General features: G+C 64.2%; 18 protein-coding genes and 4 pseudogenes. 2 read left to right on the forward strand and 20 right to left on the reverse strand.

Annotated elements, in window-relative coordinates; translation table 11 throughout:
• Nucleotides 1-6: 6 nt before the first annotated feature.
• The 7 genes and pseudogenes from trbB to LU699_RS00035 form a co-directional block, all read right to left on the reverse strand.
• Nucleotides 7-878 (reverse strand): annotated as a pseudogene (trbB, locus tag LU699_RS00005) (P-type conjugative transfer ATPase TrbB); the annotation flags it as partial.
• Between the two features lie 67 nt (nt 879-945).
• Complete coding sequence (locus tag LU699_RS00010) at nt 946-1,410, reverse strand: CopG family transcriptional regulator (protein WP_232580376.1); 465 nt, start codon at nt 1,408-1,410, stop codon at nt 946-948.
• Nucleotides 1,407-3,399 (reverse strand): annotated as a pseudogene (locus tag LU699_RS00015) (conjugal transfer protein TraG). Before LU699_RS00015 ends, LU699_RS00010 begins: the two are co-directional and overlap by 4 nt.
• Nucleotides 3,400-3,635: 236 nt before the next feature.
• Nucleotides 3,636-3,898: pseudogene (locus tag LU699_RS00020) on the reverse strand (EexN family lipoprotein).
• Nucleotides 3,895-4,838: pseudogene (locus LU699_RS00025) on the reverse strand (LysR family transcriptional regulator). The pseudogenes LU699_RS00020 and LU699_RS00025 overlap by 4 nt, the downstream one beginning before the upstream one ends.
• Nucleotides 4,839-4,904: 66 nt before the next feature.
• Nucleotides 4,905-6,002, reverse strand: a complete 1,098-nt coding sequence (locus tag LU699_RS00030; RefSeq protein ID WP_232580380.1) for an MFS transporter — start codon at nt 6,000-6,002, stop codon at nt 4,905-4,907.
• A 143-nt stretch (nt 6,003-6,145) separates the two neighbouring features.
• Nucleotides 6,146-7,117, reverse strand: coding sequence for an SDR family NAD(P)-dependent oxidoreductase (locus LU699_RS00035; RefSeq protein ID WP_232580381.1), 972 nt, complete (start codon nt 7,115-7,117; stop codon nt 6,146-6,148).
• Between the two features lie 265 nt (nt 7,118-7,382).
• Between LU699_RS00035 and LU699_RS00040 the strand changes: the two genes are divergently transcribed.
• Nucleotides 7,383-8,159 (forward strand): helix-turn-helix transcriptional regulator, encoded by a 777-nt coding sequence (locus LU699_RS00040; RefSeq protein WP_269781366.1) that lies wholly within the window; start codon nt 7,383-7,385, stop codon nt 8,157-8,159.
• 14 nt (nt 8,160-8,173) lie between these two features.
• Here LU699_RS00040 and LU699_RS00045 read toward each other — a convergent pair whose 3' ends face one another.
• The 9 genes from LU699_RS00045 to LU699_RS00085 form a co-directional block, all read right to left on the reverse strand.
• The gene (locus tag LU699_RS00045; protein ID WP_232580384.1) at nt 8,174-10,165 is read right to left on the reverse strand and encodes a relaxase/mobilization nuclease domain-containing protein; all 1,992 of its coding nucleotides are present in this window, start codon (nt 10,163-10,165) and stop codon (nt 8,174-8,176) included.
• A gap of 448 nt (nt 10,166-10,613) precedes the next feature.
• Nucleotides 10,614-11,201, reverse strand: a complete 588-nt coding sequence (locus tag LU699_RS00050; protein WP_232580386.1) for a S26 family signal peptidase — start codon at nt 11,199-11,201, stop codon at nt 10,614-10,616.
• Nucleotides 11,198-11,755, reverse strand: coding sequence for a DUF2840 domain-containing protein (locus LU699_RS00055; RefSeq protein ID WP_232580387.1), 558 nt, complete (start codon nt 11,753-11,755; stop codon nt 11,198-11,200). The genes LU699_RS00050 and LU699_RS00055 overlap by 4 nt, the downstream gene beginning before the upstream one ends.
• Complete coding sequence (locus LU699_RS00060) at nt 11,752-12,039, reverse strand: chromosome partitioning protein ParB (protein ID WP_232580570.1); 288 nt, start codon at nt 12,037-12,039, stop codon at nt 11,752-11,754. The genes LU699_RS00055 and LU699_RS00060 overlap by 4 nt, the downstream gene beginning before the upstream one ends.
• The gene (gene parA, locus LU699_RS00065) at nt 12,036-12,674 is read right to left on the reverse strand and encodes a ParA family partition ATPase (RefSeq protein ID WP_182060299.1); all 639 of its coding nucleotides are present in this window, start codon (nt 12,672-12,674) and stop codon (nt 12,036-12,038) included. Before parA ends, LU699_RS00060 begins: the two co-directional genes overlap by 4 nt.
• 265 nt (nt 12,675-12,939) lie before the next feature.
• Nucleotides 12,940-13,773, reverse strand: coding sequence for a replication initiator protein A (locus tag LU699_RS00070; protein WP_232580394.1), 834 nt, complete (start codon nt 13,771-13,773; stop codon nt 12,940-12,942).
• 26 nt (nt 13,774-13,799) lie between these two features.
• Entirely contained in the window at nt 13,800-14,084 is a 285-nt protein-coding gene (locus tag LU699_RS00075) for a helix-turn-helix transcriptional regulator (protein WP_033938359.1), read from the reverse strand.
• Nucleotides 14,085-14,167: 83 nt separating this feature from the next.
• Entirely contained in the window at nt 14,168-14,965 is a 798-nt protein-coding gene (locus LU699_RS00080; protein WP_232580395.1) for a DUF2285 domain-containing protein, read from the reverse strand.
• Between the two features lie 337 nt (nt 14,966-15,302).
• Nucleotides 15,303-15,653: a DUF2958 domain-containing protein gene (locus LU699_RS00085; RefSeq protein WP_232580396.1), complete on the reverse strand. Its 351-nt coding sequence runs from the start codon at nt 15,651-15,653 to the stop codon at nt 15,303-15,305.
• A 279-nt stretch (nt 15,654-15,932) separates the two neighbouring features.
• Here LU699_RS00085 and LU699_RS00090 point away from each other — a divergent pair, with 279 nt between their 5' ends.
• Complete coding sequence (locus LU699_RS00090; protein WP_425491643.1) at nt 15,933-16,265, forward strand: helix-turn-helix domain-containing protein; 333 nt, start codon at nt 15,933-15,935, stop codon at nt 16,263-16,265.
• An 84-nt stretch (nt 16,266-16,349) separates the two neighbouring features.
• Here the strand turns inward: LU699_RS00090 and LU699_RS00095 are convergent, their stop codons facing one another.
• The 4 genes from LU699_RS00095 to LU699_RS00110 form a co-directional block, all read right to left on the reverse strand.
• On the reverse strand, nt 16,350-18,488 hold the full coding sequence (locus LU699_RS00095; protein WP_232580425.1) for a helix-turn-helix domain-containing protein: 2,139 nt from the start codon (nt 18,486-18,488) through the stop codon (nt 16,350-16,352).
• A gap of 156 nt (nt 18,489-18,644) precedes the next feature.
• Nucleotides 18,645-18,959 (reverse strand): DUF736 domain-containing protein, encoded by a 315-nt coding sequence (locus LU699_RS00100; protein WP_232580573.1) that lies wholly within the window; start codon nt 18,957-18,959, stop codon nt 18,645-18,647.
• Nucleotides 18,960-19,716: 757 nt separating this feature from the next.
• On the reverse strand, nt 19,717-21,759 hold the full coding sequence (locus LU699_RS00105) for a ParB/RepB/Spo0J family partition protein (protein WP_232580427.1): 2,043 nt from the start codon (nt 21,757-21,759) through the stop codon (nt 19,717-19,719).
• A 78-nt stretch (nt 21,760-21,837) separates the two neighbouring features.
• Nucleotides 21,838-22,665, reverse strand: coding sequence for a DUF932 domain-containing protein (locus tag LU699_RS00110; protein WP_232580429.1), 828 nt, complete (start codon nt 22,663-22,665; stop codon nt 21,838-21,840).
• Nucleotides 22,666-22,971: the final 306 nt, after the last annotated feature.

Consider the following 22,971-nt stretch of genomic DNA (forward strand, 5'->3'; position numbering starts at 1 on the left):
GGCAGCGTCGAAGCCATTGAGGCGAGCAATGCTTTCGACGTGGCGCTTGCGGCCACGACCGGCGATGTGGATGACGACGTTGACCGCTTCGGCGATCAGCGCCCGCGGCGGATTCACCGCAACTTCGAGAATCAACTGTTCGAGGCGCAGCAGCGCGCCCAGCGCGGAACCGGCGTGGATCGTGGCGATGCCGCGGGGTGTCCCGTGCCCCACACTTTGATGAGGTCGAGGGCTTCGCCGCCGCGCACTTCGCCGACGATCACCCGGTCTGGGCGCAGGCGCATCGTGGCGCGCACCAGCTCCTGCATCGACACCACGCCCGCACGGGTGCGCAGCGGTACATGGTCACGGGCCGCGCATTGCAGTTCGATGGTGTCTTCGAGTACCAGCACGCGATCGCCGGTGCGGCGATCTCGGCCAGCAGCGCATTCGCCAAGGTGGTCTTGCCGGTGCTGGTGCCGCCTGCGATCAGGACGTTCTGCCGCTCGCGCACAGCGCGGCGCAGGAAGTCCGCTTGGCCGGCGGTCAGGATGCCGTCGGCCACGTAGCGATCCAGGCCGATGATGTTCACGGCACGCTTGCGCAGCGAAGGCCGGCCCCGGTGCGGCAGGTGGCAGGATGCCCTCGAAGCGTTCGCCCGTCTCGGGCAGCTCGGCGGTCAGCAGCGGCTGGCCACGATGCACTTCCGCGCCGACGTGGGCAGCGACCAGGCGGATGATGCGTTCGCCATCGGCCTCGGACAGCTCCACGCCCAACGGCGCACGGCCCGACGACAGCCGATCGATCCATAGTGTGCGGTCGGGGTTGAGCATGACTTCCACCACGTCCGGGTCTTCGAGTGCTGCGGCGATCAGCGGCCCCATTGCCGTGCGCAACATCTGGATGCGGCGATCCAGCGAGGTCGCGGCGACGAACGAGGCTCGGGCGGGATCTGCGGAACGGCGCTCATGAGGCACGCTCCTGGGCTTCGGCCAGCGCCGCCGCGTCATCCATCCGCATCGGGTCGGGATGCAGTTCTTCCACCACGTCCCGCACCAGGCTGCGGCCGCGCAGCAGGTGGCGGCCGAGTTGTTCGACGAATTGCTCGAAGCGGGCCTTGCCCTGGGCGCGGGCGGCGTCCTGATGTGCCTCGGGCACGGGTGTACTGACGGTCAGGAAGTAGCGGACGAACAGCGCCAGCGTTTCGATCTGGATGTTCTGGTCACGCTCCATGCGCTCGGTCTGGCGCGACAGCCGATCCAGCCGCTTGGCGATGGCTGCCTCGCGCTGGTCGCCCGCGTCCGGCGACAACCAGGACGCCAGCGCCGCCGCGACGATGCTGGATTTCGAGACACCTTTCTTGGCGGCCAATTCGTCCAGGCGCTTGGCGTGCTCGGGCTGGATGAACAGGTTGAGTCGGTATTGGCTCATAGGTCGATTCCGTCGTTGGGGTTCAGCGATGCCAGCCGGGCGTGCGCTGCATCGCGGGGTCGAGCTGGCCGGGAAGCGGCAGCGGCAGATCGTCGTCATCGAGCAGCGCCAGGTCATTGCCTGCGGACAGCGGTTCGGGGCTGTATTCGGTGACTTCGGTCAGCTCCGGCTGGCGGCGCGGGCCGCCGTCATCGGGGCCGCCCAGGGCATCAGCGGATACCGTCGCGGGTGCGGCGGGTACGGCCGGGATCGCCAAGCCGCTCCAGTCGTCGGCGCGGGCTGGTGGTGCGTCGGCATAGCGTGCTGCCGCCAGCATGGGCGGCGGCAGCACGCGCCGCTTGAAATTGGCGTCCGCGTAGTAGCGCAGCTTCTTCGCCTTGATCGGCGCGACGCTGGACACCATCACCACGGATTCATCGGGCGGAAGCTGCATCACTTCGCCCGGCGTCAGCAGCGGCCGCGCCGTTTCCTGCCGCGACACCATCAGGTGCCCGAGCCACGGCGCGAGCCGGTGGCCGGCGTAGTTACGCTGCGCGCGCAGTTCGGTGGCCGTGCCGAGCGTTTCGGAAATGCGCTTGGCCGTGCGTTCGTCGTTCGTCGCAAACGTCACGCGCACATGGCAGTTGTCCAAAATCGAATGGTTCTGGCCGTAGGCTTTGTCGATCTGGTTGAGCGACTGCGCGATGAGGAAACTGCGGATGCCGTAGCCGGCCATGAAGGCAAGCGCCGTCTCGAAGAAGTCGAGCCGGCCCAGCGCCGGAAACTCATCGAGCATCAGCAACAGCTTGTGGCGGCGTTCGATGCCGTCGCTGCCATCAAGCGATTCGGTGAGCCGCCGGCCGATCTGGTTGAGAATCAGCCGGATCAGCGGCTTGGTGCGGCTGATGTCCGAAGGCGGCACCACCAGGTACAGCGATACGGGATGCTCGGCAGAAATCAGGTCGGCGATGCGCCAGTCGCATCGTGACGTGACTTGGGCCACGGTCGGATCACGGTACAAGCCGAGGAACGACATGGCCGTGCTCAAGACGCCCGACCGCTCGTTGTCCGACTTGTTGAGAACTTCGGGCGGCGGATGCGACAACCGGATGCGGTGCATCGCCCAGGTGCCTCGTCGTCATCATCCGATGCAAGGTCAGCTCGAACGGGCAAGCCGGGTCGCTGAGGAAGTTGGCGACGCCGCGCAGCGTCTTGTCCTCGCCCGCGTAGAGCACATGCAGGATCGCGCCGACCAGTAGCGCGTGACTGGTCTTCTCCCAGTGATTGCGCTTCTCCAGCGCGCCTTCGGGATCGACCAGGATGTCGGCGATGTTCTGCACGTCGCGCACTTCATGCGCGCCGCGTCGCACCTCCAGCAGCGGGTTGTAGGCCGCCGAACTGGCATCGGTCGGGTTGAACAGCAGGCAATGCGAGAAACGTGAACGCCAGCCGGCGGTGATCTGCCAGTTCTCGCCCTTGATGTCGTGAATGACGGCGGATGCGGGCCAGGACAGCAACGTCGGCACCACCAGGCCCACGCCCTTGCCCGAGCGCGTCGGCGCGAAGGTCAGGACGTGTTCCGGGCCTTCATGGCGCAGATAGTCGTTGCGGTACTTGCCGAGGAAAATGCCGGCAGGCTGGTCGAGGCCGGCCTTGCGGATGTCGGCGGCATCGGCCCAGCGCGCCGAGCCGTAGGTCGTGACCAGCTTGGCCTGTCGCGAGCGCCACACCGACATGGCGATGGCGACCACCACGGCCAGCAGGCCGCTGCCGCCCGCAATCGCGCCGCCGGTGTCGAAGACCTGCGGCGCATAGGCGTCGAAGAAGAACCACCACTCGAACAGCCGCCAAGGGTAATAGACCGGCGTGCCGAAGAAGTCGAACCAGGGCGAGCCAAGGCGTAGCTGATAGCCCAGGGCGGCGGCTGTCCATTGCGTGGCACCCACACACCGGCGATCACGATGCGAAGACGGCGACGATCTGCCCGAACAGCACGCCCTGACCTTGCATAGACTGGCCTCCGATTTCTCCTGCGCTGATTCCTCGCTCACACGCGGCACAAGGACGTGCCGCATAGCGCGAGGATCAGTGCCGGGTCGGTGCCGGTCAAAGACCGTTATCGGAAGAAAGGTCGAGTAATTGGAAAGAATTGGACCTGCATCGCGCCAAAGAGAAACGCCGCAAGCGAGGGCACATTGCGGCGTGTCGGGCAGAAGAATGGAAGTTTCGCGGCGGATCGAACGCGATCAGAACTTGGGCGGCTCCTTCGGCGGTGTGTAGGGCGTATCGCCGTCACCATAAAACCGCTTGCGCGTGGCTTCGGCCACCCGGTTGCACAGCATGTCGCCCAGCGTGGCACGATCAGTCTTGCATTGCTGGCGCAGCTCTTTCAGGCGCGCGGATCGGACGCCAGTTCTTCAACGGTCGGCACGTTCTTGTTCTCTGGCGTTTCGGTCGGGCCGCAGCCAGTCAGTATCGCAGCCAACAAGAATGGGATGGGCTTCTTCATGGTTCGGAGTCCTCCAGGGAGTCGGGATCGTCGTCCGGTGTTGGCCCTGTGTCTTCCGGTGACTCGATGGCCTGTACGCGCCCGATGAAGCGGGCCAGCGTTTCCGAAGGTTCGCTATCCAGGCGCAGCAGGTAGGTCGTGAGCATCGGCGAACGGCCGACCAACGGCCGCGCGACGACGCCTGTTCTCGGCTGGCCGCAATGTGCGCGGCGCCGGTCAGGCCCAGGGCGAAGCCGGCCGAAACCAGCGCCATCATCAGGTCGCAGGACGCCACCCGCTCGGCCACCAGCGGTTCCATGTCCACGCGGCGCAGCACGCGCTCGACCTGCCGCGCATGGCCTTCGCACGCCTGCTGATCGCACAGCACCAGCGGGTAGCGCAGCAGTTCTTCGAGCGGGATGCGCTTGTGGGCCAGCAAGGGATGGCGCGCGGGCACGGCCACCGTCAGCGGATCGTTTCCAGACGGGCAAGGCGACGATGCCATCGCCGGCGTCATCGGCGCGGGCAAAGCCCACGTCGTATAGATCGTCGTGCAACCCCTTGATCTGCTGCGCCAGCGGCACTTCGGTCAGGCGGATTTCGACTTCCGGTTCCTCTTGTCGCATAGCGCCAGTAGCGCTGGCAGGCGCGACGGCGTGATGCCATCGGACAGTGCAATGCGCAACTGGCCGTGGAAGCCGTTGGCGGCTGCCTTCACGCTGTCGCGCGCCTGCTGCAAAGCGGCGAAGACGCGCGGCACATGATCCAGGAACAGCTTGCCCGCGCGTGTCAGCTGCGTCCTGCGTGTGGTGCGGGCGAACAGCACCACGCCCAGTTCTTCCTCCAGTTCCTTGATGGCCCGCGACAACGGCGACTGCTCGATGTGCAACCGCTCGGCGGCACGGGCAAAGTGCAGTTCTTCGGCCACCGCTAGAAAGCAACGAAGATGACGCAACTCCATGTCTCACATTCCTCGCTCGCACTGTTTTTACCCCGTTGCTTCGGATGACTAAATTTCAGCAGTAAGTTATGGCGATTGATCTGATATCTTACTTGCCCGGTAAATTATTCCGAATGCCATTAGCACGCAGAGCAGAAATGCATATCGAAGTCCAAATGCATCGGATAGAAATCCGATCAATGGTGGCCCGATAAGCAGGCCAAGGAACCCAATTGTCAGAACAGAAGCTATGGCGGAGCTTGGTGCCATGGTTGAAGATTTCGCGGCAGCACTTGCTACCAACGGAATGACAGCTCCGATACCGAATCCAACAAGACAGAAACCGACAATCGACGACAGCAGGCTGGGATGCAGCACCGTCATCGCCATGCCAATCAACGTAAGTATCCCGCTCCATTGCAAAGTTCTTCTTATGCCGAATCGGTCCACGAACCGGTTCAGTGCAAGCCTGCCAATGGTCATTGCCCCCATGAACACAGTGAATCCAAGACCGACAAACTTTCGCTCGGGTGAAACGACATCTTGAAAGTAAACGACACTCCAGTCGTACATGATGCCTTCGCAGGCCATGGAGCAGAAGGTGATCAGGCCGTAGTTGATCAGAGATTTATCCGGTATTGCGAACGCCTTACCGGATTGTTCTAGGCTCGGCTTGTCGTGCAGGAACCGCCAGCACGCCAGTGCGGATATCAATGCAATGAACGATATCACTCCGAAATGCAGAGGCAAGGCAATATCTTGGCCAATCATTAACGTACCAATTCCTGCGCCGACGAATCCGGCCAGTCCCCATATTCCGTGGAAAAATGGTAGTTTCGTTTTCCCGCTGATGACCTCCGATAGACTCGCCTGTGTATTGTTCGATACGTTGACTGCGCTATAGGAAAACCCAAAGACGAACAACAGAATCGCCAGTTGGTAGGCATCCATGGCAAAGGGAATGAGGGCCAACAGAACGGCATTGGCAATAATGGCCGCCACTCCGATAACCCTGCTTCCTAGCTTTGCAATAGCCCACCCCGCTGCCGGCAATGAAAGCACCAGGCCGGCTGACATGGCGAACAGTGTGCTTCCGAGTACGCCATCGGACAGCGAAAGCTCGTCCTTTATCGTTGCGACTCGTGAACTCCAGCTTCCGAAGCACAATCCCAGCATGAAGAACATGCCGCATATTGCGATATTGTTTCCCTTCATTGTGGACGACCTTGAACCGATCTCGGCATCTAGTGAATGAGCACATTCCGTTCGGCAAGCAAGTAGATTGCCCCATTGGGATTCGAACGGATTCGTATATTTTCAGATCCGAACTAAGCCGAACTTTGCGCCGATAAAGCATCAATGCCGGTAAGTTCTGCCGAAAGCGCCCAAAGACGCTGTGCTTGTTCAGGGTCGATCGCGTACTCGCGCACGCCGACGAATGAATCGTCGTCACCGGAAGCAAGACTGGCAATGTCACAGTCTTCGCAGTAAAGGCCGCCCATGCCTTCCAGTTGGGGAGATGTTGCGGCCCAAACCTGGGTCGCGGCGCCTTGCTGCGTTGTCTTGAACGTTGGGTCTGCGGGATTGCCACTGGTGTCGAGCCAGCCGGCAGCAATCATTTCTTCCTGCGACAGATGGCGTTGCAGTGGCGTAAAAATCTTCCCAGGATGAAGGGAGAAAGCCCTCACGCCTTCATTCTGACCGAGACGATCCAAATGGACAGCAAACAATGCATTGGCCGTCTTCGACTGCCCATAGGCCAGCCACTTGTCGTAACTGTGCTTGAATTGCACGTCATCCCAGCGGATGCCGGATTGGTGGTGCCCGGCTGACGACACGGCCACCACCCTGGCGCCACCCTTGAGTGCCGGCCAGAGCAGATTTACCAGAACATAATGCCCAAGGTGATTGGTGGCAAACTGCGCTTCCCAACCTTGTCCCACACGGGTTTCAGGGCAAGCCATGATGCCCGCGTTGCCAATTAAGATGTCGATATGCCGGCCGGTTGCCAGGAAGCGTCTCGCGAAGTCATGCACGCTGGCAAGGCTGGAAAGATCCAGCCCCTCGACTTCGGCGCCGGAGATTTCGCTGGTCTTTGCACGAGCAACTTCTACATCACGCGCAGCGACAATGACCCGCGCACCGGCATTCGCCAATGCTCGTGTTGTCTCTAGGCCTAGGCCGGAATGACCTGCAGTGACAACGACAGTGGTGTTGGATAGGTCGCGCCCTACAAGCGTCTCTGCTGCGGTGGTTGTCGCTCCGAAACCGGAGTGGATAGGAGACTGTTTGCTGGTCATGGAGTGTCCTTGTGAACCTGACGTGGAATCGGGGTAAGCCCATACCCAGCATTGTCCAGGCTAGACTTAGGACTGTGAATGCAGCAAACTCCAATTCTCTGTCGAGATCGTCCGATGCGCTACATGGATCCACTATCTGAAGTTCTCTCCCTTTTGAACACTCAAAGCTCCGTCTTCGCAGGTTGAAGGCGGGTGGAGACTGGGCCATCGACTTTCCGCCGCCCGATGGCATCAAGTTCAATGCGATCGTTGAAGGACGTGTTGGCTGACGGTGGAGGGCGTGGAACAACCTATCCAACTGACGGCTGGAGATTGTTTTCTGCTGTCGCGCAAACGTGCGTTCTCACTTCGCAGCGATCTGGCGTTGCCCGCTATCCATTCGGATGAGATTTACTGCCATGCGATCAACGGTGTCGCCCGTTGTGGAACCGCCGATGCGTTTTTCCTGATCGGGGGACGCTTTGCCTTCGGTGAGGAAGCTGGCCTTCTATTCGAGGGACTACCTCCTGTCGCAGTCATCAAAAGAGGTTCAGATCAAGCCTCCGTGCTGAATTGGGCCTTACAGCACCTTGCCCATGAACTTGCTAATCCATCTCCAGGCAATGCGATTGTGGTTCAACATCTAGGCCATATCATGTTGGTGCAGGTTCTTCGGATTTATCTGACCCAGGAAGGAAACAGTACGCCAAGCTGGTTGCTGGCTATATCCGACCCACGCATCGGGGCAGTTATCCAGGCCATCCATACCGATCCAGCCCGCTCTTGGACGGTCGAAGAGCTCGCCAAAGTAGCGGGTGTTTCTCGCTCGACTCTTGCCTTGCGGTTCAAGCAGAAGGCCGGCATTGCTCCTTTGGAGTACGTCTCACGCTGGCGTATGCAGCTAGCCACACGATCCCTGAAAGCCAACCACACCACCATTTCCTCGATAGCGCAGAAGTTGGGGTATGACTCCGACAGTGCGTTTAGCCATGCTTTCAAGCGCATCATGAAATGCTCACCCCGTGAATATAGGGAGAAATTGGCGCCCGTTCCGCAACAATAAGGGGAGATTCACACTTAAAGTTGCGGGCCACGCTGTCGTCCAATCTCCCATGACACCCCGCCACCCCACACCGTCGCAGCGATCTGCTGCCCCAGCCGCTGTTCAATCACTGGCCGCCACGGCACCAAGCTGAATCCCATGCCGTCATCGAGCATCGCGTAGCGCCCGCTGGCGAGCATGACCGAGCGCCGGTAGATGCCGGCGGCGCGCTGCCCGTCGGCTACCGGGCGATGTTCCAGGCCGGTTTCGGCGGCGATGTCCTTGGCGGCCTGCGCCAGTTCCCGGTTGCGCAGCGTGTCCAGCAGGTTGCGCGCCAGGATGACCCGCTGCCCGCGCCGCTGCGCCAGCCCCTGTTCTTCGAGGAAGTCGGCGCGCTGCTGCATGGCCTGCTTGGCGTCGCCTCCAAAGCCCAGGTCCCCCAGCCCTCGACCACCGCCGATCAACTGCTGATCCAGCCAGGTCGCGCCGATGACGCGGGCCTGCCGCTCGATGGGCAGGTGCGATTTCAGTTCCACGGCGACACCGCCCAGGCGCTGCGCGTCGTACTGGCGGCCCTGCTCGGGCAGATCGTCCGGCACCTTCCACAGCCCTTCGGCCACGCGCTCGACGATGCCGGCCCGGCGCAGGGCTTCCAGCCGGCGGACGTGGGCCGGGACGACTTCTTGCGGGTCGCGGCCGGGCTTGGCTCGGCCTTGCTCGATCGCCAGGTGGTGATCGGTGCGGTACAGGCCATCGCTCGCCAGCGTGGCGATGTTCTTGTCGGCCGCCCGCACCTCGGCGGAACCGCGCACCTCCACCACCGCGCCGGTGGGATAGCTCGCCAGTTCGTCGCGGGCGTTCAAGGCAACGTAGTGAGCCTTGCCGTCAATGCCGTCGATGACCAGATAGCCCCGGTCGTGCAGCTCGTCGGCCAGCCCCTTCGCAGCCACGCGACCGATAATGGTTCGCCCGTCGTCGCCCGGCTCGAACACCGCCAACTCGCGCGGCTGGCCACTCATGGCCCGCTGCATCGTGCGAATGATGTCGCCACGCTCGCCCAGGGCGCGCAAGGTCTTCTCGGTATCGGCGTGAACCGCCCAGGTGCCGGGCTGCGTCTCGTCGGCCAGGCCCAGGCGCTGCAAGCGTTGCAGGCGGCCGATCAGCAGCAGGCGCTGGCGTTGCAGCCGGGGTTCGTTGAAGCGTTCGATCTGTACTCTGCCGTCTTCGCCGGCCTCGCGTTGCAGGGTGCGATCCAGGCTCGTCCACCGCTCTTGCTCCACCTCGCGCTGCAAGGTCTGCTGGATCTCCAGTTCGGTGCGCGGCCCCAGCCATTCCGTCGCCAGCTCGGCGGCGCGATGGCGGAAGCCGTGGGCGATGTAGTCGCCGGCGATGATGAGGTCTTTGCCGGTGTCGTCGCGCCCGCGCACGATCAGGTGGGTGTGCGGGTTGTCGGTGTTCCAGTGATCCACCGCCACCCAATCCAGCCGCGTCCCCAGGTCGGCTTCCATCCGGTTCACCAGATGCCGGGTGTAGGTGCGCAGGTCGTCCAGCTCGGCGCCGTCCTCCGGGGAGACGATGAAGCGGAAATGGTGCCGGTCGTCGGCGGCCTGCTCCTTGAAGACATCAAGGTCGGCTTCGTCGGTCTGCGGCCCGTAGGCCCGGCCCGGCTCGCCATCACGGCCGGTGCCGTCGCGCTCGATGTAGCGCAGGTGCTTGGCGAGCGATTGCGGGCTGGCGTTGCGCTGGTTGACCAGCAGCGTCTTGATGGTCACGCGCCGCGACATGGGGGTCAGCTTCGCGCCGGCGAAGCGTGCTGCCGTATGGCCGCGCCCCAGGCGCGAGCCGGGACGCTGGCCGGCGCGTGCGTCGCTGCCACCGGCTGCGGAGTGGCGCATCGAGGACTTGCCGCCGCTGGCCTTGCCCGCTTGCTTGAGCACCGTGGAAACGAAGCTCTGCCCCTGGCCCTTGCCCCGGTTCTTTGGGGCGCTGGGGCGCACGCGGAAATCGTCGTCGCGGCGGTCGGTCATGGCTGCGCTCCCTGCAAGCTCTGGCGTGCTCTGTCGTGCGAAGCACGCGGACATGCCTGCATTGGCGCGAACCTCGCGCCCCACGCGGCACGGGGGCGAAGCCACTCCGTGCCGCGCCACCCCCATGTGCAGACAGGCTTTCGACGCGGCCCGGTGCCGTGTCCTTTTGTCTTGCCTTCCGCCTTTGCCCTTCGCTGTCGCTTCGGGCGTCGGCGGCCCGGCGGCGCTGCGCTGCTCGCAGCCAGCACGCCGGGGAACGCGCCAGTGGCCGCAGGCCGGGCGCGTTCGAGGCAAGACGCCTGCACGTTGGACGGCTGCGCCGAATGCATCGCGAGGTGCGGTGCGAATGCACACGCACTGCACGCGCGACGACACGGCGGTGGCGGCCGGAACGACATGCCCGATGGCACGATGAGAGGCACGGCACCGTGCAGCGAATCGGCAGCCATCATGGGCGTGTCTCCAGCCAGACCGGATGCGCGACGCCGATCACAGAGGATGCGCTGACCGGGCCGAAGTAGCGGCTGTCGAACGACGCCGGATTGGTCACGCTCAACAGGAGCAGTTCGCCAGGCGCAAGGCGGCGGCATTGCGGCCAGGATGGCAACGGCCGGCCCAGCCGGTCGGCAGGCAGCACGGCGGCCGAAGGCACGCCGTCGATGCGAACCTGACCGGCGACGATGCAGACGTGTTGCGGCGCGACCGCGCCCACACGTTTGAGCAGCGGAACGTGAGCAGGCAGGTAGCCGCGCTGCGCAGCGAGCGCGGCAGCGTTGGCAGGCAATCGGGTCAGGACGATGCTGCCGACCGGCAGCGAGGCGGCCCGATGGTCAAGCGGCTGCACGTGATACCAGCCGACCGGAACGCTGTCGGACGGGTTGTAGATCAGGCGCGGCAGCGGCTGCACGAAAGCCGCCCAGGCCAGCGCAGCGAGGCCGACCGCGGCGAAGCCCGCCAGCACAATGCGAGCGCGCAGGCGCGAGCGAGGATGCGGCGCGGCTTCGGGCGTGCGTGCGGTGGTGGAATGAGCGGTCATGGCAGCGCCCTCCCGGTCAGCCAGGCGGCGTGCCGCTCGGCGGTGTATTCAGGCAGCGCCAGGCGGGACGCCAGACGGTTGCCCAGCGTGCGCCAGTACGCAGGCGACACGTCGATGGCGGCGATGCCCTGCGCGTCGATGCCGTCGATGCGTTCCAGCACGGCACGCACCGCGTTCTCGCCTTCGGCGTGCAGCAGCAGGCGTGCGCCGGGCCGCACGCCGGGGATGCGCTGCACGGTATCGAGCGGCGTGGCGGCTTGCATCACCATGAGCTGCCAGCGGATCGTGCCGTAGTCGTTGGCCTGCCAGCGGATGCGACACAGAACCGCGTTTGGCAAGAACACCGCGCAGCGCCGCCAGCGGTCGAGCTGGAGCGTGCGCGCCGGTTCGCCGAAGCGCAGGTAGAGCTTGAAGCGCGGCTCGATGTAGGCGAGCGATACGCGAGTCAGGGGCACGCTCCCAGCTTGGCCAGCGAGCGTCGAAAGCGAAGGCGGCGGCACGGTAGCCGGTGCAGCCGTCGCCGCGTGAGCGGCAGGCGTGATGGATGCGTTCATGGCAGGTTCTCCATGCGGTTCTCGGGAAACTCCCGCTCCAGCAGGCCGCGCAGCAATTCGGCCACGGTCACGGCTTGGCCGAAGGCGGCGATCTTGATGCGCGCGCGCAGCGCGGGCGTCACGTCGAGGGTCAGGCGTGCGGTGTAGAGGTCGCCCTTGTTCAGCGCATCGGCATCGCCCTGGCGAATCCACGCCTCGGCGTGCGGATTCGCGGGCGGACGTGCGCCGATGCCGACGCGCTTGGCCGTGCGTTTGCTGTTCGGTGGTGGTGGCTTCGCTGTCATGTCGGCCACCGCAGCAGTTCGTCCACCAGCGCGGCGATCTCGCGCGCGGCGGCGCTGTCGGGCGCCGTCTCGCGTGCGAGCCGACCGGCGGCCACGCTGTCGGCGAAGACGATGCGCTGGCGCACTTCGGCGCGCAGCGCCGGCAGCGGCTGTTCGGCCAGCGACTGCCGCGCCTCCCGACCGATCACCGTGGTGCTGACGCGGCGGTTGATGACGAAGGCCGCGCGCAGCGCAGGCCGAAAGACTTGCGCCTCGCGGATCAGCGCCACCATCTCGGCGCTGGCCCAAAGGTCATACGGGCTGGGCTGCACGGGAATCAGCACGCGCTCGGCCGCCAGCAGCGCGGAGCGCGCCAAGGCGGCGATGCGCGGCGGCCCGTCGATGATGACGTGATCTGCGCGGCGGGCGAGTTCTGGCGCTTCCTGGTGCAGCGTTTCGCGGGCCAAGCCCACGGCGCTGAACAGCCGCGGCAAGCCTTGCTGGCTTCTGCGCTGCGTCCAGTCCAGCGATGAACCTTGCGGGTCAGCATCCAGCAGGATGACCGACTGCCCGCGCATCGCCAGTTCGCCGGCGATGTGCGTGGCGAGCGTGGTCTTGCCGACGCCGCCTTTCTGGTTGAGCAAGGCGACGATCATTGCATGGCCCTCCACGCTGGAAAGCCAGGCTTTGCCTGTCGTGCGAAACGCTGTTCGCCGTGCCGTTCGGTGGTTGTCCACTGAATCGGCGCGCTTCTACCAAAAGTTAGAGATTTATAGTTAGGTAAGTTAGAGGGGACGCAAACCCGCGCCGTTATTGGCTTTCCGGCGTTTTCGTACTCCTGATAGCACGATAGGCGTACTCCTGATAGCACGATACCCGGTACTCCTGATAGCACGAGGCCGTCCACAGGCTTTACCGCAGTTATCCCCGTGCCGTATGCAGCACGGGCCGGAAGGTCAGCAGTTCCAATCCTTCGTCCGGCATCGCCTCGATGCCGAGGACGTAGCCGGGCAACGACTGCCGCGCCACCAGGACGCGCAGGTCGTAGGCGAAGTCCGAGAAGCGTGCCGCGCTGCCCGACTTGCGGTGCAGGTGCCGGAAGTCGAACTGCCAGCCGTCCGGCTGCTTGCCGCCGTGCTTGCGCACGAGGCGGTACAGCCAGCGTTCGATGCCGCCTTTGAGGCGGAAGTACGCGGGGTCGATGGTCAGCACCAGGGCGGCGTCCACCACGCCCGCGTAGAACCAGTCCGGCAGGATCAATTCGAGGCCCAGCGGCACGCCGCTGGCGTCGGCCAGTTCCTTCCACTCGTTGATCCACGAGAAGCGATGCAAGCGCCTTCCCGTGGTTTCGCGGATGGACGTGGCCACGCTGGTCGATTGCAGGCGATCCAGCGCGGCCTTCAGGCGCAGGTAGTCGTTGAGGGATGTTCCTCGTCCAATGAAGCGCAAAATCTCGTAAGGCGTGGCGCGTATCCAGCGCGACGGGCGTATGCCCGCGTCGCGCGCTTCCACGATCTGCGAGGCCGCCCATATCAACACGTCGGCATCCCATATCGTGGCGATGCCGTGCTCGGCCGTGCCTTCCACGCGGATGGTGATGTTCCCGCTGCGAAAGTCGATCGGCGCCGTGCGCCGCGACTTCGCCAGTGAGAAGAACGGAAAGGCCATCAAGTCCTGGCTGTCGCGCGGTGCCATGTCGCCGGGCAAGGCACGGAACAGATCGAGCTGTTCGCGCTCCTGCCGTGGGCTGGACATGACGGCAGCCACCGGCAAGCCAACGATCAGCGGCCATCACGGTAGTCGCCCGCGTGGCGTTCGGCGTATTCCGGATCGGACGTGGCCTCGTAGCTGCGCTGGTCGGCCCAGGCATCGAGGTCGGCCACCGCGTACATGACGCGGCGGCCGAACTTGCGGAACTTCGGGCCGCCGCCGATCACGCGCTGCTTTTCGAGCGTGCGCGGCGACAGGCGCAGATACTCGGCGGCTTCGTCGTTGGTCAGGTAGCGTTGGGGCTGCGCGGGCGCAGCGACAGCAGCGGCGGCAGGCCGCAAGGGTGCGGGTCGCATGGTGTGAACCTCCATCGGTCGGCAAAGCCCGGCCACACAGCGCGACCGGATGGAGGCAGTCTCAAGAAAGCAAGGCTTCCTGCTCAGGGACGTTTTGCAGGGGATGCAGCGCGTCCCTGTGCAACGGACGGAAGCTGTGCCAGGCGGCGATAGCCGCCGCGCATCAGCGCATCGCCCCGGCGCACCAGCCGGCGAACGCGGGCGCGCAAGGCGCTGTCCGCGTGCCAGTCGGCGGCGACGGCATCGGCGCCGAACAGCCCTTCGGCCACGTCGCGCAAGGACGCGCCCGCCAGGGTGCCGTCGAGCGCCTGGAGCGTGTTCAACTCCAGCAATGCGGCGAGCGTCGGTCGTGACCTTGCCGTTCCTGCGGGTAAGGCCTCGCCAGCGATGGCCAGCTTGTCCAGCTCGGTCGCCAGTGCCTGATAGCGGACGCAAGGTGTGGCGCAGGCGCGGATGGCATAGGCGTAGGCCATGCCATCCTCCAGGCCGGGAGCGATCACCAGCCGCAGGCAGCACCCCGGCCAGCGTGCCAGCACCACCAGGCGCTTGCCATCGTGGATCAGATGCTTCTGGCCGGGAATGCGCCAGAACGCGAAGGCCAACGCATCGGGTGGCGGGTCGGCATCCGGGTAGAGCTGAACCACTGTGTCGGCATCCGGGAACCAGATCGGATGCGCGTCGCGCGCATCCAGGGCAGGGTCTTCCAGCAGGCGAAGCCCCCAGGCGTGCGCCGTCTCCGGCCGACGGCGACGGCGCAGCCAGTCGCGGCGGTAGTCGGGGTGGCGGCGCAGGTATTCCCACGCCAGCGCGGGGCCGTCGAGGTGCAGCGTGTAGAGATACGCAGCGGTCGGATACCAGTATTCGGCGCTCGGGTCAGCCATGACGCAACCTCCTGTCGTTCAGCAGGAACGTCGCCACGGATTCCGGCGTGCAAGAGCTATCGAGTCGCCATCAAGTCGTCATCAAGATCGGGGTAAGCTGTAACTGCTGGTGTCAAGACTGATTCGCTCCAGGGCATTGCGGAAATCGTCTGAATGCGACGGCTGCGCCGCCACGAAAATGGTGCGCAGCATGGAGCACCGTGCAGCAGCCCGCGCCAAAGATCATGACTGTTTCCAGCAGAAGCGCACCGCTTCGGTGCAAGAGTGTGGATTCAGACCTTCCGGGTCTTGAGTAAGACTGAAATAGTCAGAATGCGCTGTTGTTGACTGGGGTTGGTCAGTCAGTGATCAAGCCGTTTTCTTCAGCCAGCCGCAGGTACTCCGACAACAGCCGCACCGGCTGGAAGTAGCGATCGCGCATCACCGGCTGCTTGCGCGGCCCGACGATGGACGCCAGATCGGACAGCTTCACATGGCCCAGGCCGGGCATGCCTATTCCCAGGTCGATCAGACCCCATGCCGTATCGCCATCGGTCGGGTCGAGCGCGGCCAGCAGCCAAGTGGCGTGCGCGTCAGGAGTGAACAGCCGTACCGTCGGCATCGGGTCGATGCTCCGACCAGCGGCGCGTGCCTCGCCGACGGCGAGCAGTTGCGCCCGCTGTTCAGCGGTGACGAGCGGCTGGGTCATGGCTCGAATCCCCACGCACCCGAGCATGCACGGATACGATTTTCCACCGAAGCGCGGAACCGCTGAAGCGGATGCGTGCTTTGGCGGAAAAGCACGAAGGCGCAAGCCATCGAATCCGTACATGCGCAGAAACGCAGAAGCGGAATTATGCAGGTCAGGAAAGGCACGGATGCGACTCCCCGGGTCTGGTGAAATCCGCAGTTGCGGATTTCCGTAAAAGAACGAAAGCGGCTCGGCCAACAGGAATGAACACTTTAGATTGTAGCCCTATTGTTTGCAATGGGCTGTCATCTTGGTTTTTACGGGGAAACCAAGTTGGTGACAGCGAAACACTCATTGGCGACGGCAATACGGACGATCAGGAAAGCGCGTGGCTTGAGCCAGGAAGCGTTCTCCGACGTGTCCAGCCGCACCTACATGAGTTCGCTGGAGCGCGACTTGAAAAGCCCGACCATGCACAAGCTGACCGCGCTGTGCGAGGTCATGGACGTGCATCCGCTCACGCTGCTGACGCTGGCGTATGCCGGCGACAGCACGCGCAAGACCGATCAGCTTCTGGCGCAGGTGCGCCAGGAACTTGAGGCCATATTGAAGGAACGCGACACGCCGTAGGCGCGTGCGTGACGTGCTGCGCCAGCAGCACCGCCCGGCCGCAATGTGCGCGGCAAGGCTTCAATCGGTCGTACTGCGATCTTCTCAATCTTGCGCTAGCAGATGGCGAACGGTTACGACTGCTTCATGCCAACTATCCGTAACCAGTTGCATGACGCGGGCATCAGCTCCACCTTCGTTCTTCTCCTTGAACCAGCTTTGGTTGTGGTAGTTGATGCGATCACGATAGCCAGAACCTCTTCCCCATTCGCCATAGCACGTCTTCCAAAAGTTGGCGTCAGCGGTCATTTCATCCGAATGGATGCTTTGCCCAACCAGTTGGGCTTTTCGGACAAGCGCATCGAAGCCGGCTTCCATCGTCCTGACTGTTTGATGGATGAGGTCATGGGCATCACTGAACTGATCGTCTTGCAGCAGGTTCTCGGCGATCTCCTTGAACTTCTGCAACTTCGGTTCAGCAATACCGGCCGCGATGCGCCGGGCACCATGACTGAGCTGGTGGGCATAGTTGAGATTCCACCAATCTCCGTCTCTTACGATGGCGGCATAGACGGTGCGCGGGTGTGCGGCACCCACAGCCGCCACCAGACTGTCGTGGACATGCCGCTTGGTTTGTGCCGGAATTGCTTCGTTGTTGTCCAGCCAGATGGTCAGGCGACGGGCTGCGGCCGCCATTGCTTCCCGAGCCTGATCTTTTTCGTAGTTCTCAAGCATGGACTTGGCACCAGCGATGATTTCGCGCAACCCATTGCGCTGCCACTCCTGCACGGCCGTGATGCGTGCGCGGATGAAGTTCCGCAGTTGCTCAGGCGCATCCTCCGCAGCATTGAAGAACAAGACAGGCAGGTGGTCGAGCCCCATAGGTTGCAGCTTCAACTGCACTTCTTCACCCTTGACTTCATAGCCTTCTTCGGCCGACTGCACAGGAAAGCCATTGTCCTTGACAGCGAGTGCTTCACCGGGACGCGGCAAGGCAAGGATGGCTGCATGACTATCCAGTGTCCGAACGCCTCCTTCCCGAGCACGGGTCAGCAACTGCCGCACGGCAGTTGCGGGCGCTTCATTGAACACGGTGCACAGCACGACCACGGTATGAGTGTCATCAAAATGAACTTCGAGATCGCCGCGCTCAGCGATATCGTCGATGCCTTGCGTGTCGATCAGTGTGACCGAAACCGACTCATCGCCTAGGATCGCGATAGGTACGACAAGTTCGATCCGACGCGGCAACGTGAATTCCTCGCTGCGGCCGTTGTTGACGCGCTCGAAGATTTCCTGCAGCCAATCCAGTGGCCGCTTGCCCGTGGTGTCGTCGTGCCATATGTCGCGGCGATCGCGCTTGTGCAACTCCATGCGAGACAGGATTTCCACGGATAGCGACTTGGCATCGGTGAACCGCGCAGCCAGCTCACGGGCGTCATCGACCGCAGGAATGACCGTGCCATCCGAGCGCTTTTCGCTGCGGCGACGCCGAAGCCCGGCCATGTTTCGCAATGCGCGCTCGACCTCACGGGAGATTCCCGGCGACGCGCCGCCTTCGCCGTCATCGGTCTCTGAACGCGACGCTTGTGGAGGATTCACAAGAAAGTTTGCGAAGTCGGCAACGTGCCGCCGTACTTCATCTTCGGTGCAGGGCTCCACGATAAGTCCATATCCAGGGCCACGCCGGACATGCACTTCACAGATGGTTATACCGCCCGCGCCGGTTTCCAAGACAGCTTTCGGCATTCCCTTGCTGCCCGGAATTTCGAGCCCTTCCGCACGGCAAATCGCAGTGGACTTGCCCACTGCAATAGTTCCTATGAAAGCCGCCCGATAGCGCTTGTCTGCCACGCTTGCCGCTTTGGCGAGCAATTCTTCCTGATAGCGAACCAATCGGCGCTCGTAGAACTGTTTCACATCGGGACGCTCGGCAAGCGCATGCACCTGTTGCGCCGTCTGTTCTGCGTCCCACAGCAGGTCAGCATCCGGGTCGCCAAGGGCAGGCTCTGGGATCATCTGCCACTGGCGCTCCAGTATCTCCCGCAGCTTCAGCGCATCAGCCGTGCCGATACCATCAAGCACGGTTTGAAGTTCCTCCGCCGCCAACGCTCGGTCGCCATTCTCGACGCGGGACAGCACTGCCGCGCTCCAGGTGAGTTTCTTGGCCAGCTCGTTCTGCTTGAGTCCTACTTCATCGCGCAAGGCTGCAATGCGCTTACCAATCGCCGCGTCTCTGTTCATCGTTGCTCTCCAAGGCTTTGGAAACGATACAGAAACGTTTCTGGAACGTCAATAGCAATGTTTCTTTCGCCCGGGCATGATCTGCTCGGCCGCACCGATCTTGTTCCGGTGGAGTGAAGCGCCCCGCCGGGAGTGGCGGGGCGCGGTGGGCGGCCGTCAGGCCGCCTTGGGCTTGCTGCGCGACCAGATCAGGTCGTGCGTGCCGTCCTCGCCTTCGATCAGGCGGGCATAGACCGTCGCCGGGAACGAAGGATCGTCGAGGGTCACGGACACGTAGGGCCGCCCGGCCTCGCTGGTTTTCTTCCATGCCGCGCCGATGTCGTGCCCGGCCGCCTGCAGGCGGAAGTCGGGGGCGTTGTCGTTGTCCCCCTTGTCGTCGGGAACCAGCTTGACCTTGACGTTGAGCGTCAGGGTGCGAAGCGTGCCGGTGAAACCGTCTTTGTCTGCGGTGAAGGTGCCGATGTTAGCCATGATGTTTCTCCTTTCGGGTTGAACAAGGTCGCGCCAGTGCGTCCTTGTTGTGAACCGGCCGGCGGGGAATGGGCTGGCCGCACCGCGCAGCGGTCGCAACACCGTGGAGAACTTGGAAGCGAAAAGAATTTGCTGCGCGAGGAAGCCGCGCAGCGGCGGGGAAATTGTTTTCGCTGGAAGGTTGCGGCCATGAAGCCCAAGGCGCAGCCGCGCCCTCGCCAGGATTCACGACAAGCCAAGGACGCACGGGCCGCCTGTCCCGAATGGAGACATGGCCGACTCGGCATCCCCGCGTGACGGCTTCACCGGCTTGCACCCTGACGCGGGCAAGGCCAACAGCCCAACGGCAAGCGAGAACGCCCCTTGCCGCTGCTTGCGGCAACGTGCTTGAGGCGTGGTGTGGAAGTTCCATAGGCAAGGCCGGGCGGCGTGTCGGTGAACCGTCCTTCGTGACGTGCGGGCAATGAACCGCCAGCGTCGAAAACGGCACGCTTTTGCACAACCTGTCGCAGCAAGCCGGGGCGTAGCCCCACAAGCCCCGCCCATTGCGGCGGGGCGCCATCGAAATCTTGCCCGCGTCAGCGGGCTCCGATCGCCGTACCGCGCGCAAGGCCGTTGCGCGCCCGCTCCGTCGCCGCCTGGCCGAAGGCGGCGACGGGGCGGTTTTGCGGTGGACGTTGAAACCGGGCGCGGCAGACCTGCCGCGCCCGGTTTGAGGTGAAACCCCGGCGCTGTGCGCCGGGGCTATGCTGCTATGTCACGCGGCGAGCGCGTGGGCTTCCACTTCGTCGGCGGCATCTTCCGGTGCATCCACGTCCTGCGCGCCTTCCTGCGGCTCCGTATGATGTCCGCTCTTGAACACGGCGGGCATCCAGCCCGTACCATCGGCCAGCCGTTCCGCCTCGCTGGCAATGTCGGCCTTCTTCAACTTCGCCAGCCGGATAGCGTGCGACGGCGCAAACTCGTCCACGGCTTCCAGAATCACCGCCTTGGAAACGTGCTTGAAGTAGCCTTCGGCGGTGGGCTGCCACCATGCCGCCATATCCAGCCCCACGGCCTGCGCCAGTTCCGCGCCGGGCTGGTGCGCCGTGGCGCGGGGTGTCACCACGTCAACCGTAGCGGCGACGCATACCGCCAGCAACCGCACCAGTTCGCCTTGCTCCATCGCCAGCAGCGCGGTGAACAGTTCGGCGCCGTCTTGCGGCAACGCTTCGCCAGCGACTTGCTGCAACTCGCGCAGGGCTACGGCGGCGGGCGAATCGGGCCAGTCCGGGGCCATGCTTTCCAGCCGGTCTTTCACGGTGAGGCGCACGCCGAGCGGCAGGCCGTCGTGGTAGTGGCCGTCCTGCAGGACGGCCTGCACCATGCCATGCACCAGTGCGGCCAGCGCGACCTGCGGATGCCGGGCCACTTCAATTTGCAGCGCGGCGGTACGGTGCGCGCTCAACCGCTGCGCCAGCCGGTCGGACAGGTTCGCGGCCTTGGGCTGCTCCGCGTCTTCGCCTTCGTCGTCGTTCCCGGCTTCGCCTTCCATGCTGCCGAAACCCTGCCGCAGCTTTTCCAGCGTGCGCAGCGCCTTGGCCTCGGCTTCGCGCAGCAGCCCACGATGAATCACGGCCTCTCCCTCGCGGTCGAGCGTGACGATGGAACCGGCCACGGCGCGCACGTCCGGGGCGTAGCCCTGCAAGGCTTCCTCCACGGCTTGCAGTTCCCCGGCGACCTGTTCGCGGCGCGGTTCCAGCGCCTCGGTCTTGTCCTCGTCCTCGGCGTCGTAGGCTTCTTCCAGTTCGGCGTCGATCTTGTCGAGGCGGGTTTGCAGCGAGGCGATGCGACGGGCTTCGCGGGCGCTCGGTTCGCGGCGCTGGCGCGGTGCGTTCTGGAACGCCTGCCGCTCGGCGTAGCTCATGTGCGGCACGGCTTCCACCCATGCCCAACCCTCGGCGCGCACATCCTCGGCCAGCGCATCCAGCTTCCCGCGCACCAGCGTTTCCAGCAGCGCGGCGTCGGTCAGGTAGGTTCCGGCGTCGCCTTCCGCGAACAGGTCGCGGCGGATGCCTCCACCCGCCGCCGTGTAGGCGTCCAGCCCGGCGAAGCGCACCAGCGGATGCGTGGCGTCGATTTCGCGTTCGGTCAGGCGTTCGCGCAACGCGGACGCGCCACGCTGCCATTCCGGCGCACCGTAGAACGCGGCTTCCTGCGCGGGGTGGTCGTCGGTGATGGTCAGGGCCATCAACTGTTCCAGCGTGACATTCCCGGCCCGGTAGTCGGCCAGCAGACGCGGCGAGACGTTGGCCAGCTTCAAGCGGCGCTGCACCACCAGCGGGGTCACGCCGAAGTCGGCGGCAATGTCTTCAATGGGTCGGCCTTCCTTGACCAGCGCGGCGAACGCCTCGAACTGGTCGGCCGCGTGCATCTGCTCGCGCAGCAGGTTCTCGGCGAGGCTGACGGTACGCGCCGAGGCATCGGGCACCAGCAGGCAAGGCACCTCAAAGTCGGCGGGGATGCGCTTCTTCTTCGCCAGCAGCTTCAACGCGGTCAGGCGGCGGTCGCCAGCCGCCACTTCGTATTGCTCGCCATCGGCGGTAAGGATGACGACGAGATTTTGCAGCAGGCCGATGCGGGCGATGCTCGCGGCCAGTTCGGGAATGGACAGGCGCTGGGTCTTGCGTGCGTTGCGCTTGGAGCGGCGCGGCAGCAACTGCGAGAGCGGAACCAAAATCATGTTCTTGCTCGGGTCGGCCACTTCCAGCGGCGCGGCAGTTTCGATGGCGATGGTTTCGGTTTTCAGGACGGCGTTCATGGTGATGACTCCTTGCGGTTGGGATGCAGCAGCGAGAGAAGCGGCAAGGGCTGCTGCCTGCCCCTGCCGCGTGGGGATTCAGGCTTTCAACTGGCGCAGGCCATCGGCCAGCAGCCAAAGCGCGCGATTCAGTCGGATGTTTTGGTCGATGCCCTGCACCGGACGGGTCTGCTGGCGGCGTCCGTTGGCGCTGCGCCCGCGCAGGCCGCCTTGGGTCAGGTTTTCTTGCGTGCGGTTGAACACGCTCCACAAGTCCGGACGGCGGTCGTCGTGGCGGCGCGGCATCAGGATTTGCGATTCCGTGATGGGCGCGGGCTTGTCGGGGTCGTCGTACTTGAGGGCCAGCGCGGCGCGGGCGAACACTTCGGATTCGTCATCGTTCAAGGTGATGGCGCGCATGGAATCGCGGGATTCCTTCACCCGGTCGAAGCCGCTCAACACTTCGTAAGCGCCTTCGATGACGTGTCCGGCCACGTCGCCCTTGTGGGGTACGCGCACATCGGCCACGGTGTCGCCGAATACCAATCCGTTCTGGCAGACAAAGCGCAGCAGGCCAGCCAACAATTGATAGCTGCTGGTGCCGTCGTGCGAGTTCAGCAGGACAATTTCATTGGCTTCTGCATCGTTGATCTGGTTGGCATGGCGCAGCCGGATCATGTGCTTGGTGAAGTCGCGGCGGTCTTCGCTGCGCACGCGGGTCTGCGCCACCATGAAGGGCTGGAACCCTTCCTTGCGCAGTTCTGTCAGTACGGCGGCGGTGGGGATGTAGGCGTACCGTTCAGAACGGCTTTCGTGCGGGACGTCCGCGAAGATGGACGGGGCCACGCGGCGGATTTGGTCATCGGACAGCGGGTAATCGCTGCGCAGCGACGGGGAACGGGAAGCGAATCGGGATGCGAGTTGCATGGTCTTTCTCCTGACAAAGAAGGGTTTGCTGTTCAAACCGCACACCGGATTCCTAGATTCGGAGCCCAGCCTTTCGGCTGTTCGGTGCGGTCGGCACGAGGAACCCGGTTGGCCCTGTTGCCACCGTCTTTCCTGAGTTCATCGCCCGCGACGGTCAGGAGCGCGCGGACGGGGGCCGTCAAGGAAACAAGCGCAGGGTTGGTGCGGCCCGCAGGCGCAGCCGAGGACAGGGCCCTGCGCGCCTTGACGGCACACGGCCGCGGGCTACAGTCGCGAGCAAGGTGATGAAGTCAGGGGAGACGGCTG

Origin of the sequence: Luteimonas fraxinea, assembly GCF_021233355.1 — a bacterium.
GTDB lineage: Bacteria > Pseudomonadota > Gammaproteobacteria > Xanthomonadales > Xanthomonadaceae > Luteimonas > Luteimonas fraxinea.